Annotated in this window: 21 protein-coding genes; 9 read left to right on the top strand and 12 right to left on the bottom strand. The window is 27.3% G+C overall.

Features of this window, described 5'->3' with window-relative positions; translation table 11 throughout:
• Positions 1–55 precede the first annotated feature (55 nt).
• Both HF295_RS06210 and HF295_RS06205 read left to right on the top strand, forming a co-directional pair.
• Entirely contained in the window at positions 56–715 is a 660-nt protein-coding gene (locus HF295_RS06210; protein WP_312031307.1) for an HAD-IA family hydrolase, read from the top strand.
• Position 716: 1 nt separating this feature from the next.
• Positions 717–1,127, top strand: a complete 411-nt coding sequence (locus HF295_RS06205; protein ID WP_312031306.1) for an HIT family protein — start codon at positions 717–719, stop codon at positions 1,125–1,127.
• 30 nt (positions 1,128–1,157) lie between these two features.
• Here HF295_RS06205 and pth read toward each other — a convergent pair whose 3' ends face one another.
• The 5 genes from pth to rpmH all read right to left on the bottom strand — a co-directional run bounded on the left by pth (position 1,158) and on the right by rpmH (position 3,790).
• A complete protein-coding gene (pth, locus tag HF295_RS06200; RefSeq protein WP_312031305.1) occupies positions 1,158–1,709 on the bottom strand; it encodes an aminoacyl-tRNA hydrolase in 552 nt (183 codons plus the stop codon).
• Complete coding sequence (gene jag, locus HF295_RS06195; RefSeq protein ID WP_312031304.1) at positions 1,709–2,329, bottom strand: RNA-binding cell elongation regulator Jag/EloR; 621 nt, start codon at positions 2,327–2,329, stop codon at positions 1,709–1,711. Before jag ends, pth begins: the two co-directional genes overlap by 1 nt.
• Positions 2,330–2,343: 14 nt before the next feature.
• The gene (locus HF295_RS06190) at positions 2,344–3,210 is read right to left on the bottom strand and encodes a YidC/Oxa1 family membrane protein insertase (RefSeq protein WP_312031303.1); all 867 of its coding nucleotides are present in this window, start codon (positions 3,208–3,210) and stop codon (positions 2,344–2,346) included.
• On the bottom strand, positions 3,194–3,550 hold the full coding sequence (gene rnpA / locus HF295_RS06185) for a ribonuclease P protein component (protein WP_312031302.1): 357 nt from the start codon (positions 3,548–3,550) through the stop codon (positions 3,194–3,196). Before rnpA ends, HF295_RS06190 begins: the two co-directional genes overlap by 17 nt.
• A gap of 96 nt (positions 3,551–3,646) precedes the next feature.
• A complete protein-coding gene (rpmH, locus tag HF295_RS06180) occupies positions 3,647–3,790 on the bottom strand; it encodes a 50S ribosomal protein L34 (protein ID WP_312031301.1) in 144 nt (47 codons plus the stop codon).
• 347 nt (positions 3,791–4,137) lie between these two features.
• On the opposite strand from rpmH, the gene dnaA reads away from it, so the two are divergent.
• Positions 4,138–5,511: a chromosomal replication initiator protein DnaA gene (gene dnaA, locus HF295_RS06175; protein WP_312031300.1), complete on the top strand. Its 1,374-nt coding sequence runs from the start codon at positions 4,138–4,140 to the stop codon at positions 5,509–5,511.
• Positions 5,512–5,658: 147 nt separating this feature from the next.
• Positions 5,659–6,783 (top strand): DNA polymerase III subunit beta, encoded by a 1,125-nt coding sequence (dnaN, locus tag HF295_RS06170; RefSeq protein ID WP_312031299.1) that lies wholly within the window; start codon positions 5,659–5,661, stop codon positions 6,781–6,783.
• A 127-nt stretch (positions 6,784–6,910) separates the two neighbouring features.
• Here dnaN and HF295_RS06165 read toward each other — a convergent pair whose 3' ends face one another.
• Genes HF295_RS06165 through HF295_RS06155 form a run of 3 tightly spaced genes read right to left on the bottom strand, consistent with a single transcriptional unit; the run spans position 6,911 to position 8,317 of the window.
• The gene (locus HF295_RS06165) at positions 6,911–7,219 is read right to left on the bottom strand and encodes a hypothetical protein (RefSeq protein ID WP_312031298.1); all 309 of its coding nucleotides are present in this window, start codon (positions 7,217–7,219) and stop codon (positions 6,911–6,913) included.
• Between the two features lie 23 nt (positions 7,220–7,242).
• Entirely contained in the window at positions 7,243–8,136 is an 894-nt protein-coding gene (locus HF295_RS06160; protein ID WP_312031297.1) for an IS91 family transposase, read from the bottom strand.
• On the bottom strand, positions 8,105–8,317 hold the full coding sequence (locus tag HF295_RS06155; RefSeq protein WP_312031296.1) for a hypothetical protein: 213 nt from the start codon (positions 8,315–8,317) through the stop codon (positions 8,105–8,107). Before HF295_RS06155 ends, HF295_RS06160 begins: the two co-directional genes overlap by 32 nt.
• A 161-nt stretch (positions 8,318–8,478) precedes the next feature.
• Here HF295_RS06155 and HF295_RS06150 point away from each other — a divergent pair, with 161 nt between their 5' ends.
• Positions 8,479–10,068 carry a hypothetical protein gene (locus tag HF295_RS06150; RefSeq protein WP_312031295.1) on the top strand — a complete coding sequence of 530 codons (1,590 nt, stop codon included), beginning with the start codon at positions 8,479–8,481 and terminating at the stop codon, positions 10,066–10,068.
• Between the two features lie 14 nt (positions 10,069–10,082).
• A complete protein-coding gene (locus tag HF295_RS06145) occupies positions 10,083–11,063 on the top strand; it encodes a serine hydrolase domain-containing protein (protein WP_312031294.1) in 981 nt (326 codons plus the stop codon).
• A gap of 221 nt (positions 11,064–11,284) precedes the next feature.
• Here the strand turns inward: HF295_RS06145 and HF295_RS06140 are convergent, their stop codons facing one another.
• On the bottom strand, positions 11,285–11,422 hold the full coding sequence (locus HF295_RS06140) for a hypothetical protein (RefSeq protein ID WP_312031293.1): 138 nt from the start codon (positions 11,420–11,422) through the stop codon (positions 11,285–11,287).
• 168 nt (positions 11,423–11,590) lie between these two features.
• Here HF295_RS06140 and HF295_RS06135 point away from each other — a divergent pair, with 168 nt between their 5' ends.
• Positions 11,591–11,815 (top strand): hypothetical protein, encoded by a 225-nt coding sequence (locus HF295_RS06135; protein ID WP_312031292.1) that lies wholly within the window; start codon positions 11,591–11,593, stop codon positions 11,813–11,815.
• Positions 11,816–11,917: 102 nt separating this feature from the next.
• Positions 11,918–12,310: a hypothetical protein gene (locus tag HF295_RS06130; protein ID WP_312031291.1), complete on the top strand. Its 393-nt coding sequence runs from the start codon at positions 11,918–11,920 to the stop codon at positions 12,308–12,310.
• A 164-nt stretch (positions 12,311–12,474) separates the two neighbouring features.
• Here the strand turns inward: HF295_RS06130 and HF295_RS06125 are convergent, their stop codons facing one another.
• Positions 12,475–12,783 (bottom strand): hypothetical protein, encoded by a 309-nt coding sequence (locus tag HF295_RS06125; RefSeq protein ID WP_312031290.1) that lies wholly within the window; start codon positions 12,781–12,783, stop codon positions 12,475–12,477.
• Complete coding sequence (locus HF295_RS06120) at positions 12,747–13,739, bottom strand: IS91 family transposase (protein ID WP_312032609.1); 993 nt, start codon at positions 13,737–13,739, stop codon at positions 12,747–12,749. The genes HF295_RS06125 and HF295_RS06120 overlap by 37 nt, the downstream gene beginning before the upstream one ends.
• A 344-nt stretch (positions 13,740–14,083) precedes the next feature.
• Between HF295_RS06120 and HF295_RS06115 the strand changes: the two genes are divergently transcribed.
• Positions 14,084–15,319, top strand: a complete 1,236-nt coding sequence (locus tag HF295_RS06115) for a pyridoxal phosphate-dependent aminotransferase (protein ID WP_312031289.1) — start codon at positions 14,084–14,086, stop codon at positions 15,317–15,319.
• A 54-nt stretch (positions 15,320–15,373) separates the two neighbouring features.
• On the opposite strand, the gene HF295_RS06110 is transcribed toward HF295_RS06115, so the two are convergent.
• Positions 15,374–15,589: a hypothetical protein gene (locus HF295_RS06110; protein WP_312031288.1), complete on the bottom strand. Its 216-nt coding sequence runs from the start codon at positions 15,587–15,589 to the stop codon at positions 15,374–15,376.
• Between the last annotated feature and the right edge of the window lie 11 nt (positions 15,590–15,600).

Genomic DNA, 15,600 nt, shown 5'->3' with positions numbered 1-15,600 from the left:
TACTGAACATGCTAAAAAAATAGATATTTGATATAATATATTTGGTGGTGATTAAATGCTAAAAATTAATGCAGTATTATTTGATTTAGATGGTACATTGGTTGATTCAAACCAATTATTAATAGACTCCTTCAAACATACTATAGAATATTTCTTTCCTTCTTTAAAATTCACAAAAAATGATTATATTCATATGATTGGCCCTTCTCTTGAAGAAACATTTTCAAACTTAACAAATAATGATGAAATAATTACTAAAATGATTGAATTATTTCGAAATTATTATATAGATCACGAACAAGAATCTATCAAAATCTACCCTAACGTGATTTCTTCATTAAAAGAACTTAAAAAAATGAAAATACAAACAGGCATCGTCACGACAAAATTCAAATCATCTGCTCTACCTTCAATTGAAATGTTTGAACTTAACAAATATATAGATGTCTACGTATACTTAGATTCAGTAGAATATGCAAAACCACATCCTGAACCCATACATAAAGCAATATCATTATTAAAAGACCCACAAATGGTAATGATGATTGGAGATAATCCAAGCGATATATTGTCTGGAAAAAACGCAAAAATATTAACTTGTGGGGTTGATTGGTCTTACAAAAAAGACTTATTAAGAAAAACAGACCCAGACTTTTGGATGACTGACTTTAATCAATTATCAATGATTATAAAAAAATATAATAAGGAGGCATAAAATGAATTGTATATTTTGTAAAATTATAGAAGGTGAAATACCTTCTTACAAGGTCTATGAAGATGAATATATCATGGCGTTTTTGGATATATCACAAGTGACTAAGGGCCATACCCTTATTGTGCCAAAAAAACATGTAAAAAACATCTTTGAAATGGATGAAGATGTATCTAATATTATCTTTAAATCCGTTCCAAAACTCGCAAATGCAATTAAGAAATCCTTTAAGCCTATAGGTTTAAATATCATTAGCAATAACGAGAAACCTTTACAATCTGTTGATCACTTTCATATCCATTTAGTTCCTAGATATGAAGATGATGGTTTTGATATTGCTTTTAAGAATAATCAAGCAAATTTAGAAAATAAAGATTACTTAGAAATATTAGAAAAACTAAAAGAAAATATATAATAGAATAGGAGAAAATCAATTGATTTTCTCCTAATTATATTTTGTCATTATATCATTAAAACTTATATCTTCTTTAAAATCATCGATCACTCGATCAATATCAATCAAAATATCTTCTAACTCTTTTAATTCTACTTTTGAAAACTTACTTAAAACATAATCCTTCATATCAATCTTATCTGACTTATCTATTCCAAAGCGTATTCTATTGAAAATTTGCGAACCCAAATGTTCGATAATAGACTTAATTCCATTATGTCCACCGGCTCCACCTTGATATCTTAATCTTAACTTACCAAAAGGTAAATCAACATCGTCATAGATCACTAAAATTTGATCTATATCAATTTGGTAAAAATCGATTATTTTACGAACAGCTATACCAGATAAATTCATATAAGTTAAGGGTTTAACCAATATTAAATCACCTTTTTCAGCGATTTCTGCGTTAAAAGATGTTTTGACTTTCATTGATACTTGATTGGTTTTAGCATAATGATCAATTGCCATAAATCCTATGTTGTGTTTTGAGTGTTTATATTTTCTACCAGGATTACCCAAGCCAACAACAAGTTTTTTCATTATTTAGTTCTCGGTAATATAACAACATAACGATTAGGTTCTTCACCTTCAGATTTTGTGGTTACATCACGCCAATCTGATAATTTTGAATGAACAATTCTTCTCTCATAAGAATTCATTTTACCTAATCTAGTTGAAGTTTTAGTTTGAATAACATCCATGGCTGTTTTTGTTGCTAAAATTTCCAATTGTTTTTTTCTTTGTTCACGATATCCACCGATATCTAAAAGAATCACATAATATTCTTCAGTGTATAAATTAATATAATTTTTTAATGCCGTTTGAATGGCATCTAAAGTTTTTCCATTTTTTCCAATTAAAATAGGATTATCTTTAGATTCTATATTGAACAATACATGTCTTTCATCTATGGTTTTAGCTTCTATAACAGCTTCTATTTGCATGTTTTTTAACATTGATTTTAAATATTCAATACCATCATTAATAATATCGAAATCTACAATTGCTTCAACAACATATGATTTATTTAATCCTAACAAGGATTTTTTTTCTTCAATAATGTTTAATTCAATAAAATCCTTATTTACTCTTAATTCGCTTGCAGCATATGATAAAGCTTGATCATTCAATGCTTTTGTTTCAAATTGTATTTTTTTCATAAAATCCCCTCTTATTATACTCTAGAACGTAGTTTATCACGTTTTTTGTCCATACCTCTATGAGAAATATACCCTTGGAAAATTTGATAAGCTGTACCGATAATCCAATAGAATGCGATACCAGCATTTGTAATAGCGATAAAGAACATCATCACAACCATAAAATACATCATATATTTCATTGTTTTTTGACTTTGTTCAGCTTTAGGATTTGATGGTCCTGTATGTTTTTTTGCTGCTTCAGATCGTTTTTGAACTAAGTATTGGCTTAAAAACATTAATCCAGCAACAATTAAAGCTAATGGTAGATTGGTTAACCAATCTGTATTACCTAAATCCGTCCATAAAAAGTTATGGTTAATAGTATGTTCACCTTTAGTGAAATAAACTGAGTTATCAAGTGGAAATCTTCTAACAACTTGGTACATAGCAATAAAAATTGGCATTTGAAGAAGTGGCATAAAACAACCAAAAATGTTTATTTTATATTTCTTATAAATTTCCATAGTTTCCATCTGCATTCTTTGCTGAGAAGCTTGATCTTTTCTATTGCGATATTTTTCTTGAACTTTGTTCAATTCAGGTTGAGCTAATTGCATTTTTATAGTCATATCATTAGTTTTAGCATATACTGGCCAACCTAAAGTACGAATAACTAATGTCATAATTAACAAACCTAACCAATAATAATATGTATCGCCTAGTAAACCGAATAAATTACTCGCATAATAAGTAAACCAACCAATACCGTTTACAATGGTGTCCCAAACACCAGTTGACTCTCCAAATGGTTTTTCATAAACATCTGTGCTACACGAAGTCATCCCTACTAATAAAACAACCATTAACAATAATAATAAAATCTTATTCTTGTTTTTCATATTTACCGTCCTTTAAAATTTTTGCTTTTTTTAATAAATTTTGAATATTGTCTTTAATATCGTTAAAAGATAATTCTTGAGATTTTAGTTTTGCGATAATAAAAATATCAACCTTATCGATGATTGAACAATCTTTAATAACCTCTCTAATTCTTCTCTTCATCTGATTTCTTTGTACTGCATTCCCAAATTTTTTCGGAACAGACAATGCATACCTAAAATGCTCTTGATCATGGTTTTTAAAATGATAAATGACAAAAAAAGTATTTCCAACCGTCTTTCTTTTTTGCATTAAAGATTGGATTTCATCATTCTTTTTTATACGATATTCTTTTTTCAAATTTTTCCTCCTTAAAAAATCAAAAAATCACCAGTCATATATTTGTCCGGTGACATCAAGTATAAATATATTAAATGGTGAATTTTATTTAATTTTTTAACGGTCAGATACAGATAAAGATTTGCGTCCTTTTCTTCTTCTTCTTGATAGAACTTTTCTACCGTTTGCAGTTGCCATTCTAGCTCTGAAACCATGTGTTCTAGTTCTTTTAGTTTTACTTGGTTGATATGTTTGGCTCATAATCAACACCTCCTCACTGATAATCAAAAACCATGCTATAACATTATACTTAATTTTAAAGTCATTGTCAACTGATTTTGGTTTACGATTATTTATATGTTTTTAATCCTCTTTCATTATATACTATTTACTAAATAATGTGAAAAAAATTCTATCCACAATTGTTGACAAACATAAGCGGTGTTAAAATGTGGAAAACTATATAAAATCACTATATATCTAGCTTTTTTTTCCACAATTACTTGGTTGAAATAAAAAAACACAAAAAGTTTTCCACATTATTTTGTTGAAAACTAATTCAACCATTTATATTTGAATATGATATATTTATAATGACAGGAGGGTGTATGGATAATTTCGAACAAATTTGGAACAAAGTAAAATCAACTTTACAACTTACTTTTGATGAAGATATATATAATCAGCACTTTGCTGTTATTGACAATGTATTTAAAGTTTCTAATAATTATATCTATTTAATAGCTCCTAATTCTTATATAAAAAATAAAATTGATAACTTCTATTTAAATCGTCTAAATTATTTATTAAATGAACTTGTTGAAGAACAATATTTATTTAAAATTATAACAAAAGAACAAGCAGCTTTAGAATTAAAAAAAGAAACTAAATATGAAATCAATACACCAGAAGAAGATATAGAAAACAAATATAAAACTGGTTTAAATCCTACCTATACTTTTGATAATTTTGTTGTTGGTCCTAGTAATAGATTAGCTTATACTTCGGCAACTAAGGTTGCTGACCAACCAGCTACTTTTGCCAATCCTTTGTATATTTTTGGTCATGTTGGTTTAGGTAAAACTCATTTAATGCAATGTATAGGTAATTTTGCATTAGATAATAACCCTAATCAAAAAGTTTTATATGTTAAAACTGATCAATTTATTGAAGATTTTGGTAATGCTGCCCAACAAAGATCATTTGAAGATTTTTCAAAAAAATATGAAGATATTGACATTTTATTGGTTGATGATATTCAGTTTTTATCTGGTAAAACTAAAACTCAATTAGAATTTTTCAAAATATTTGAAAAACTTAAAGACAACAACAAACAAATTGTAATAACATCTGATAGACCTGCTTCAGAATTGTTTGATATCATGGCTAGACTCACTTCACGTTTTGAATGGGGTCTTACTGTTGATATTAATAAACCTTCTTTAGAACACAGAATCTTAATTTTAAAGAAAAAACTTAATATTGAAACTTCAGATCCTAATTTAATTACAGATGATATTTTGGAATATATAGCTCAATTATTTGATAATAATGTTAGAGAACTTGAAGGTGCTTTAAAAAGAGTATTATTTTATTGTACAGCTTTTAATTATGAATTTAATATTGAAAATACCCAAGAAGCTTTAAAAAATTTAATTAATTCAAAGAAAGCTAGTACTCAGACTGTTGATAGAACTAATTATACTAATATTTTAGATATAGTCAGTAATTATTATAATATTAACACAACAGATTTATTATCTAAAAAAAGACAAAAGAAATATGTTTTCGCTAGACAGGTTGGAATGTATATAATAAAAGAATTGTTTGATCCTACTTATAAAAAAATTGGTCAAATATTTAATGGTAGAGACCATTCAACCGTCATCTATAGTATTGAACAAATTTCTAACTATATTCAAACAGATGAAAGCATTAAAAATGATATTGAAAAATTGTTAATAAAATGTGGAAAAAAATAAGTTATAAACTTTGATAAAACTGTACATTTTTCGCTAATTATGGTATAATAATTACGATAGATTAAAGGTTTTCCACGAATCAACACCCACTAATAATAATAATATAATTATAAACATAATTAATATAAATATAAGAGGAGGTTATTTATGAATTTTTCAATCAATACAGATGTATTATTGAACAACCTAATGATTTCACAAAAAGCTTTATCAACTAAAACACCTGCACCTTATTTACAAGGTATTAAATTAGAGGTGTATGATAATGAAATGGTTATGTTGACAAGCAATTCAGATATTTCAATTAAAATATCAATTAAAGATGAAAGTTTGAATATTGAAGAAGAAGGTCAAATATTAATACCAGGAAAGATCTTTTTTGAATTTATAAGAAAACTTGATAAAGGTATAGTAGAATTTTCGGTTGTTGATAATAATGTATTAAAAATAACTTCAAATCATACAGACTTATCTTTAAATTTATTAAATGTTGATGATTACCCTAGCATTGACTTTAATTTGGTTGATGGACCTATTAAATTGGAATCTAAGGTCATGAAATCAGTTATCAAACAAACAACCTTCGCAACATCTTCAATTGAAAATAGACCAATTTTAACCGGTGTTAATATCAAAGTTGAAAATGATGAACTTACAGCTATAGCAACTGACTCATTTAGATTAAGTCAAAAGAAAATAAAAACAACAAAAAATTATGAAAAAATGAACGTTGTTATTCCTGGAAGAAGTTTGGATGAATTACATAAAATTCTTGAATTAGATTTAGAAGAAATACTATTACATCTAGATAAAAAATCTATTATTTTTGAATATGGTAATATTTTATTTAAATCTAGATTATTAGATGGAAGTTTTCCTGAAACATCAAGATTAATTCCAAATGAATTTCCTATTACATTAAAATTTAAAGCATCTGATTTAGCAGTCGCTGTTGAAAGAGCTTCTTTGTTATCTGTAAGAGATAGTATTAGTAGTATTGTTAAATTAAATCTAAAACCAAATCATGAAGTTGAAATAACTTCTAATTCTCCAGAAATAGGAAAAGTGGTTGAAGATATTGAACCTTTAGATTGTCAAACATCAACTTCTTTAAAAATAGCTTTTTCTTCTAGATATTTCTTAGATGCATTAAAAACATTTGAAGGTCAAGAAGTGTATGTTAAATTCACTGGTGAAATAAGACCTTTCATCATTGAAAGTGATAAGGATTCAGGATTAATTCAATTAATTTTACCTGTTAGAACTGAATAATTAAGTAATTAAGGATATTGAAAAATATCCTTTTATTTTTTAATAGGAAATTGTATTTAAAAAATAAAGTAGTGATATAAATAGAAAAAGCCCACAAGTGTAGGCTGAGTATATGAAGTTAAAAGACTTATTTCTTTAAGCGGTTATAAACATCTAAAGGAACTACATCACCTGTATTACATTTAGGGCAGTATGAAACAGGGTAATTACTCATAAAAGAATCCCAACATTCACTTACAATATCATAATCAATTTCTTCTTGAAAACCACAATCTAAACATTTTAGTTCAATGGTTTCATCAAAGATGTCACTTTTTACAAATTCTTCAACATCTACCTTTTCAATATCTAAACAAAATTCATTAAACTCAATCGCTCTTTTTCTTTTTTCGTCATCTGTTAGATAACGCTTTTTTGTAGAAAAATGTTTTGGCATACTAGCCACCTCCAAAATAATTATCAGGGAAATAGGATAATTAATTTTTTGATGAACTTAAAAACACTTTCAGTCACATATTGTCTACCCTGTTTTTGATTTTTCTCTAAACCGTCATCTTCATGAGGATCATAATAATACGTGATGGTATGATTGTCATAATTAACATTAATAATTCTTGATTCACTCATGGCTGGATGTCCAGCATATCTAGCAATATATCTAGTGATATTTTTAATAGAAACCTTTGTGTTATTCTTAAGTTTAGGACCGTAAGTATAAAAACCATCTTTGAGTTGTTTATAAAGATAATTTCTTAATCTAGAGAATTTCACTAATTCATATTTTGAAGTATTCTCTTTTAAATAATGATAAATTCTTTTTAATAATTGATTCATAAAAGCTTTTCCCAATGACTCAAAATTAAAGTAATCATACTTTTTAAACTTTAAATCATTATCAATGATTCTTTCAGCCATTAAGACATGTATATGAGGATTAAATTTTAAATCTCTACCAAAAGTGTGTAAGAAAGATATATAACCTAATTCTCTATCATCATTTTTAGCTATTTTTGATTTACCCTGAATAAGATAAACAAAAACATCATCTACCGCTTTGAATAGTTCATGATATAGATTCCTATAAAGTCTAAAATTTATTCTTAATTCTTCAGCGATAGAGAAGACAAACTGTCTGTGTGGTACATTCAAACATTTTTTAGCAATTTCATTGGCACATCTTTCTCTATATATCTTCCCACAAGAAGCACAAAACCTTGAATGACAAGATAAACCAGATATATGGTAATGATCACAATTAGGACATTCATAAAAGACATAGCCATAAGAAAAATCTTTACAAGCAATCATCCGATTAACATTATTAATGATATTCTCTAATGTCAATATGTGCATACATTTCAAGAAATTTATACCAGTATCTTACAAAAATATCTTTAATGGTGTATTTATGTCTTAGTTCTCTAGCAAAAGGCGCATTGCCTATCTTATGAATGGTGTTTTCATAAACATGTTTATCCAGCTTTAGCAGCTGCATCTTATAAGCATCTTGTTTTGCATATTCATAAACATTCATACAATAATTTTATCAAACTATTAACATTCAAAAAAGAGGCTTTCGCCTCTTTAGTTGAAAAACTTGTTTTTCATTTTTTTAAAAATTTGTCTCTTAATATTAGGGATAGCCTTGTATATAAGGGTTTTTACAATTATAATATAGTCTAGTGGGGGTATATTTTGATTATAAAAAAATTACTTGTTTTAACAACTCTATTTTTATCTATCTTTTTAATTGCTTGTGATGGTCAAGAGAATGACCCAGTGATTAATTTTTATAATGCAAATAACCAAGTGATTGAGACTATTGATAATCATAGTGATTTAGATATAGATAATATTACTTATCCTGAACCTGATGAAATTGAAGGTCGTCAATTTTTATATTGGTCGACTTCTAAAGATGAAATTAATCATAATCAATCTTATGATATTCATCCTATATACACAAGCCATTTAAGGCATTCTAATTCATATGGTTATAGAACGAAACTTATATCAAGTGATGAATATAAGGTATTATTTTTGATGGATCCATTTGCAAATAATAACATTGTATCTATTAGAATCTATGAAGGTAATGAGTTAGAGGATTATAGAGAAATCATGCCTGAAGATAGGATATGGTTATCTCCTGAAACCATATTTTCTATTTATGATCATAAACTTTATCTGCCAGCTGTTCTTGATAATGACCAAGGATTATCCATTGATATATATGATTTGAGTGATGATGATTTCTATGAAGAAATCACCATTACACAAGAAAGCCAAAGAAGCTTCAATGAACAAATGTTCCTAGTATCAGGAGATCATATATTGGTTGAGACAAGCGAATGGTCATATGATTCATTTGAAGAACATGTCTATCTTGATTTGTATGATTTAAATACATATGAATTTAAAAGCACTTTACTATCATTTAGTGATATAAATGATTCAACATCTTTATATAAAAATTATGATGGTGGTTTATTTGCATATGAAGATCAGGTACTCATGGGAAAACCCGATTATTTAAGACATGATAATCAACCATTTATATATGAAGATGATGAATTTTCTAATACACAAGTGATTGAAAGACCAGCAGATATTGATGAAGCTTATCTACCTATGAGTGCGTTTATAGAAAATGATTACTTAGTTACAAAGTATTGGATTTTGTCTATAAACCATCAAGATAAGATGTTGTTTGAAATCAGCAAGCTTAATGATAATGAAGAACCCATATACATTGAATTTGAAGAAACTGTTAAGTTTCTTGATGTTAAAAACAATAAAGTCTTTTTATTAGGATACAGGGCAACACGTTTATATGTTTATGACTTAGATAGTCAAGAGTTAAGTTTTATAGAAAATGATTATGATACAGAAGCAATGTATTATTATGATTACTCTGACTCAACAATTCATGAAGATCAATTGTTAATGACTTATCAAAAACATGAGTTAAATAATTCTGATGATGAACATTCTAATTATTATGCTTTGTTTGGTGATGAAGTTGAAGAATATAAGTTGCAAGCCATAATAGATGGTGAGACACATTCATTTTTATCAAGGACAATCATACTTAATGATAAGATATATGTAATAGGAACAGATGAAACATCACTTTATTTAATGGTTTATAAATTAGGACAAACAAGTCCTGATAAAGTGATAGAAATAGAAGACGCTAAATTATACAACTACTTATCTTTTGAAAAGCATCAGGATGAATTAATTATCTATTTGACTGATCAAACCATAGTCATTGGTCAATAACAAGGAAGAAAATAATGAAGATAAACAAAGATGAAATCATTAACTCAATGAAAGAAAATAACTTTTCTGGTGTTATATCAATCAAAGAGAACAATAAAACAATACTCCAACAAGCCATGGGTTATAGGGATAGGGTCAATAAACTAAAGAATAATATGGATACTTTATTTGGTATTGCTTCAGGCACAAAAACCTTCACTGCCTTAGGAATATTGAAGCTTGCTGAAGAAGGTAAACTTAATCTTGATGACCAAGCCTTTAAGTATATACCTGAAATCTTTGATACTTATGATTCATCAATCACTATCAAACATCTTTTAACCCATACATCAGGTATACCTGATTACTTAGATGAAGAAGTAGATACGATTCATATCGATATACCAACGTATGAACTATTAAAACCAACAGACTATTTAAAAATAATGCCTCATACATCCATGAAGTTTAAACCAGGTGAAAAGTTCAATTATAATAACAGTGCTTATATCTTCTTATCCATGATTATCGAAGAACTAACAGGTAACTATCATAAGTATATAGGAGAAAAAATATTAAAAAAAGCCAAAATGAAACACTCAGGCTTTTTTAGAATGGATGATTTACCGCATAACACAGCTTTAGGATACATAGAAAAAGATAAAAACAATAGAACCAATATATTTTCCCTACCAATTATTGGTGGTGGAGATGGTGGTATGTTTACTACAGTCAATGATATCCATAACTTTTGGAATGCTTTAATCAATGGAGTTATCATTAAAAAAGAAACATTTAATCAAATGATTAAACCACATGCTAAAGCAAATGAACTTTACTATGGTTATGGCCAATGGCTAAAACCATATAAAGATTTATTCATTCCTATAATGATAGGAGAAGACATCGGTGTATCATTTGAGAGTGGTTATAATTTAGAAGACAATACATCGTATACAGTAATAGCCAATAACCAGCATGATGTTTGGCCTATATCTAAAATAATGCTCAAATAATAATATATTTTCAATATTATTGAAAATACCAATCTATTTAAGATGAAATTAATGATAACTATAGTTTTGATGATAGTTCACAAAATTCTTGACAGTACTAGAGTTTACAAAATCTATTTGAATTTTAGTTAATAAAAATTTAATTAATTATTTGTCTATTGGTATTATATAATGAATCATTTAATCTTTATAAGTATGTAATCATAGTTTATTATTCAACCTTATCTGCCTGTTTTTGATTTATTCTCACAAACATAGTAAATCGTATAAGGGATATAAGAATCCTTTGTAACCCTTTCTATATGGCCGTACTTGGATAGTTTCATAGCCACACCCAAGATATCAGTTATATCTATCATTTCTTACTCCTACATCAATTAACTGACTTTTATACTTCAGCGATAAATAGTTATTAAAAACTAAAACTGTGTTATATTAACGTATCAATATTTCTATATGATATCTAAGCACTCTTTTTCGTGTTTTATTAGGAATAGCCTTAATAGTTATCGGAAAGGAGACATTTTATGCCTGTTTTTTATATTATCAATCAAAGCGGTTTATTAAAACAATATTATTCAGTTAAGAATGCGTTATCGCATGTGAATGAAATGGACCCAGTCATATATTCTGTTTCACTGAGGAATGCAAAAACGTTTCTGTCTTATGATGAAGCCAACCAAATAATTGTATCTAGGAAACTTTTTGGTTGTTTTATTATCAATGAAAATGGGATACAACAAAATGGTTAAGTTTTTTCATATAAATCCTCTTAACGAAATGATTTTTAGGATTTAGAATATATGTTTATATTAGCATTGTTGAACGATGACGTGATAGGGAAGGTTCATTTAATGAAAAAAAACACTGTTGCATGGTTATTAGAACTATTACTAATGTTATATATCTTTATATTTATATATGAAAACTTTTTTGGGCCTTTGTATGACTATGGGGAAATCAAAAATATATTTAAGTTACTGAGTGAAAATATCATATGGATATCTTTGTTTATCGTAACTGGAATTATTTTAATCTGTTTAAAAGTTAAGTCCAGTAAAGAAAAGCAAAAGATTGAACGCATATTGTTTTCTATCTCATGTTTTTTATGGATAGGGTTGATTCTTATGACAGTTGTTCTTGATCTGTCTTTGGGTCAATCAAATGCTTTGGTTATTATTTTTTCGGGCTTAACAACCCTTACCTTTTACTATGGTGTAAAACTTTTTGGAATCACATTTATTTAATTCCATAAGACATGAATAAGTTTTTGGTTTTAAATATTACAGAAGACCGATGGCTAAATATCGGTCTTTTTTATTTTTTAATAGGAAATTGTATTTAAAAAATAAAGTAGTGATATAAATAGAAAAAGCCTACAGAGTAGGCTAAGTATATGAGGATGAAAGACTTATTTCTTTAAGCGGTTATAAACATCCAAAGGCACTACATCACTTGTATTACATTTAAGGCAGTATGAAACAGGGTAATCACTCATAAAAGTATCCCAACATTCACTTACAATATCATAATCAATTTCTTCTTGAAAACCACAATCTAAACATTTTAGTTCAATGGTTTCATCAAAGATGTCACTTTTTACAAATTCTTCAACATCTACCTTTTCAATATCTAAACAAAATTCATTAAACTCAATCGCTCTTTTTCTTTTTTCGTCATCTGTTAGATAACGCTTTTTTGTAGAAAAATGTTTTTGCATACTAGCCACCTCCAAAATAATTGTCTGGGAAATAGGATAATTAATTTTTTGATGAACTTAAAAACACTTTCAGTCACATATTGTCTACCCTGTTTTTGATTTTTCTCTAAACCGTCATCTTCATGAGGATCATAATAATAGGTGATGGTATGATTGTCATAATTAACATTAATAATTCTTGATTCACTCATGGCTGGATGTCTAGCATATCTAGCAATATATCTAGTGATATTTTTAATAGAAACCTTTGTGTTATTCTTAAGTTTAGGACCGTAAGTATAAAAACCATCTTTGAGTTGTTTATAAAGATAATTTCTTAATCTAGAGAATTTCACTAATTCATATTTTGAAGTATTCTCTTTTAAATAATGATAAATTCTTTTTAATAACTGATTCATAAAAGCTTTTCTCAATGACTCAAAATTAAAGTAATCATACTTTTTAAACTTTAAATCATTATCAATGATTCTTTCAGCCATTAAGACATGTATATGAGGATTAAATTTTAAATCTCTACCAAAAGTGTGTAAGAAAGATATATAACCTAATTCTCTATCATCATTTTTAGCTATTTTGGATTTACCCTGAATAAGATAAACAAAAACATCATCTACCGCTTTGAATAGTTCATGATAAAGATCCCTATAAAGTCTCAAATATATTCTTAATTCTTCAGCGATAGAGAAGACAAACTGTCTGTGTGGTACATTCAAACATTTTTTAGCAATTTCATTGGCACGTCTTTCTCTATATATCTTACCACAAGAAGCACAAAACCTTGAATGACAAGATAAACCAGATATATGGTAATGATCACAATTAGGACATTCATAAAAGACATAGCCATAAGAAAAATCTTTACAAGCAATCATCCGATTAACATTATTAATGATAGAATCTCTAATGTCAATATGTGCATACATTTCAAGAAATTTATGCCAATATCTTACAAAAATATCTTTAATGGTGTATTTATGTCTTAGTTCTCAAGCAAAAGGCGCATTGCCTATCTTATGAATGGTGTTTTCATAAACATGTTTATCCAGCTTTAGCAGCTGCATCTTATAAGCATCTTGTTTTGCATATTCATAAACATTCATACAATAATTTTATCAAACTATTAACATTCAAAAAAGAGGCTTTCGCCTCTTTAGTTGAAAAACTTGTTTTTCATTTTTTTATTTCTTTTAATTTAAGTGTTTTAATAAAAAATATATATGTTATAATTTATATGTTAGCGGTATCATAAAAGTAAAAAAAACTTTTATTTTAAAAAATATAACAAGAAAAGGGTGTAAAAATGAGTAAGAGAATTGTAGGAAGCCATGCCGAATACAAAAGATTAGAATCAAACATTTTACAAATTTCACAAGAAGCTAAAGCTCAAAAAAAAGTATACGATGATGTAATTGATGCTACTGTAGGAATGTTGCATCATGAAAACGGTGATGTTTTTAAATATCAAGTTGTTGATGATGTTTTAAAAATGTTAAGTGATGAAGAAACATATAATTATGCGCCAGTAAGAGGTAAAAAAACCTTTACTGAAGGCGTATTAAACTGGGTATTTGATAAAAATGCTGATATGATTAGAAATGATTTTAAATACAGCATTATTCCTACTACTGGTGGTAGTGGTGCAATATCTAATACTTTCTTTAATTTTAATGACTTTGGCCAAAAGATTTTATTACCAAATTATTATTGGAGTCCATATAAGAACTTTGCTTTAGAAGCAAATGTTGAATTAGAGACATATCCAATGTATGATGAAAACAGTCGTTTTAATATTAAAGCCTTTAGAGAAGCTGCTTTAAAACTTGCTAAAGAACAAGGAAGACTATCAACTTTAATTAACGATCCAGCTAATAATCCTACAGGATTATGTATGGATAAAGAAGATTGGATAGAAGTTATCAAAGTCTTAAATGAGGTAGATGAATTAGGTTATCCAGTTATATTAATACACGATATAGCATATATCGATTTTCAAATGAAGGATACTCAATTTTCTAGAGAAATATTTGAAACGTATAAAAACTTAAATAATGATGTTTTAGCAGTTGTTGTTTTTTCAGGATCAAAGAGTTTTTCTATGTACGGATTTAGAGTTGGTGCTCAAATAGGTATATCTAAATCTCAAGAAGTAATTGATAACTTTACAAGAGTTGGAGATTATTCAGTTAGAGGACGCTTTTCTTCAGTTTCACAACCAGGTATGAATGTTATTGATCATATATTTAATAATAAAGAATATTTGGATAAATATAAAACTGAATTGGAAATAGGAAGAAAATTATTAAAAGATCGCGCAGCTTTATTCTTAAAAGAAGCTGAAGCACATAAATTAGATATTTTGCCTTATTGTGGAGGATTCTTTATTTCAGTCCCTACAAAAAATAAAAATATTTTCGAAGATTTAAAAAAAGATAGAGTTTTTGTGATTGCTATGCAAGATATCATTAGAATAGCTATCTCATCTTTACCAATTAGTGATATACCTGAATTAGTTAAAAAGATCAAAAAACATATCTAAAATTATATATAAAAAAAGAAAATCCTTTTAGATTTTCTTTTTTTATTGAATTTCTTATTCTAACAAGAAAGTAATTTTTCCATTCATAACCAAAGTAACAATATCAATAATAAAAATAAAGAAATAACCAAAAATAATCCATAAGATACCTATTAATAACTTACCCTTAGCTATACGGTAAATCCCATATACTATCGGACCAACAAAAATAGCTAATAATACTTTTACAATTAATGGTAAATCATCAACAAACTTAATATATTCTTTCATTTATATCCTCC

This window comes from Hujiaoplasma nucleasis (assembly GCF_013745115.1).
GTDB classification, from domain to species: Bacteria; Bacillota_I; Bacilli_A; order Izemoplasmatales; family Hujiaoplasmataceae; genus Hujiaoplasma; species Hujiaoplasma nucleasis.
Note: the sequence above shows the minus strand (reverse complement) of the source record. Positions and strands in the feature narration are given on the sequence as shown.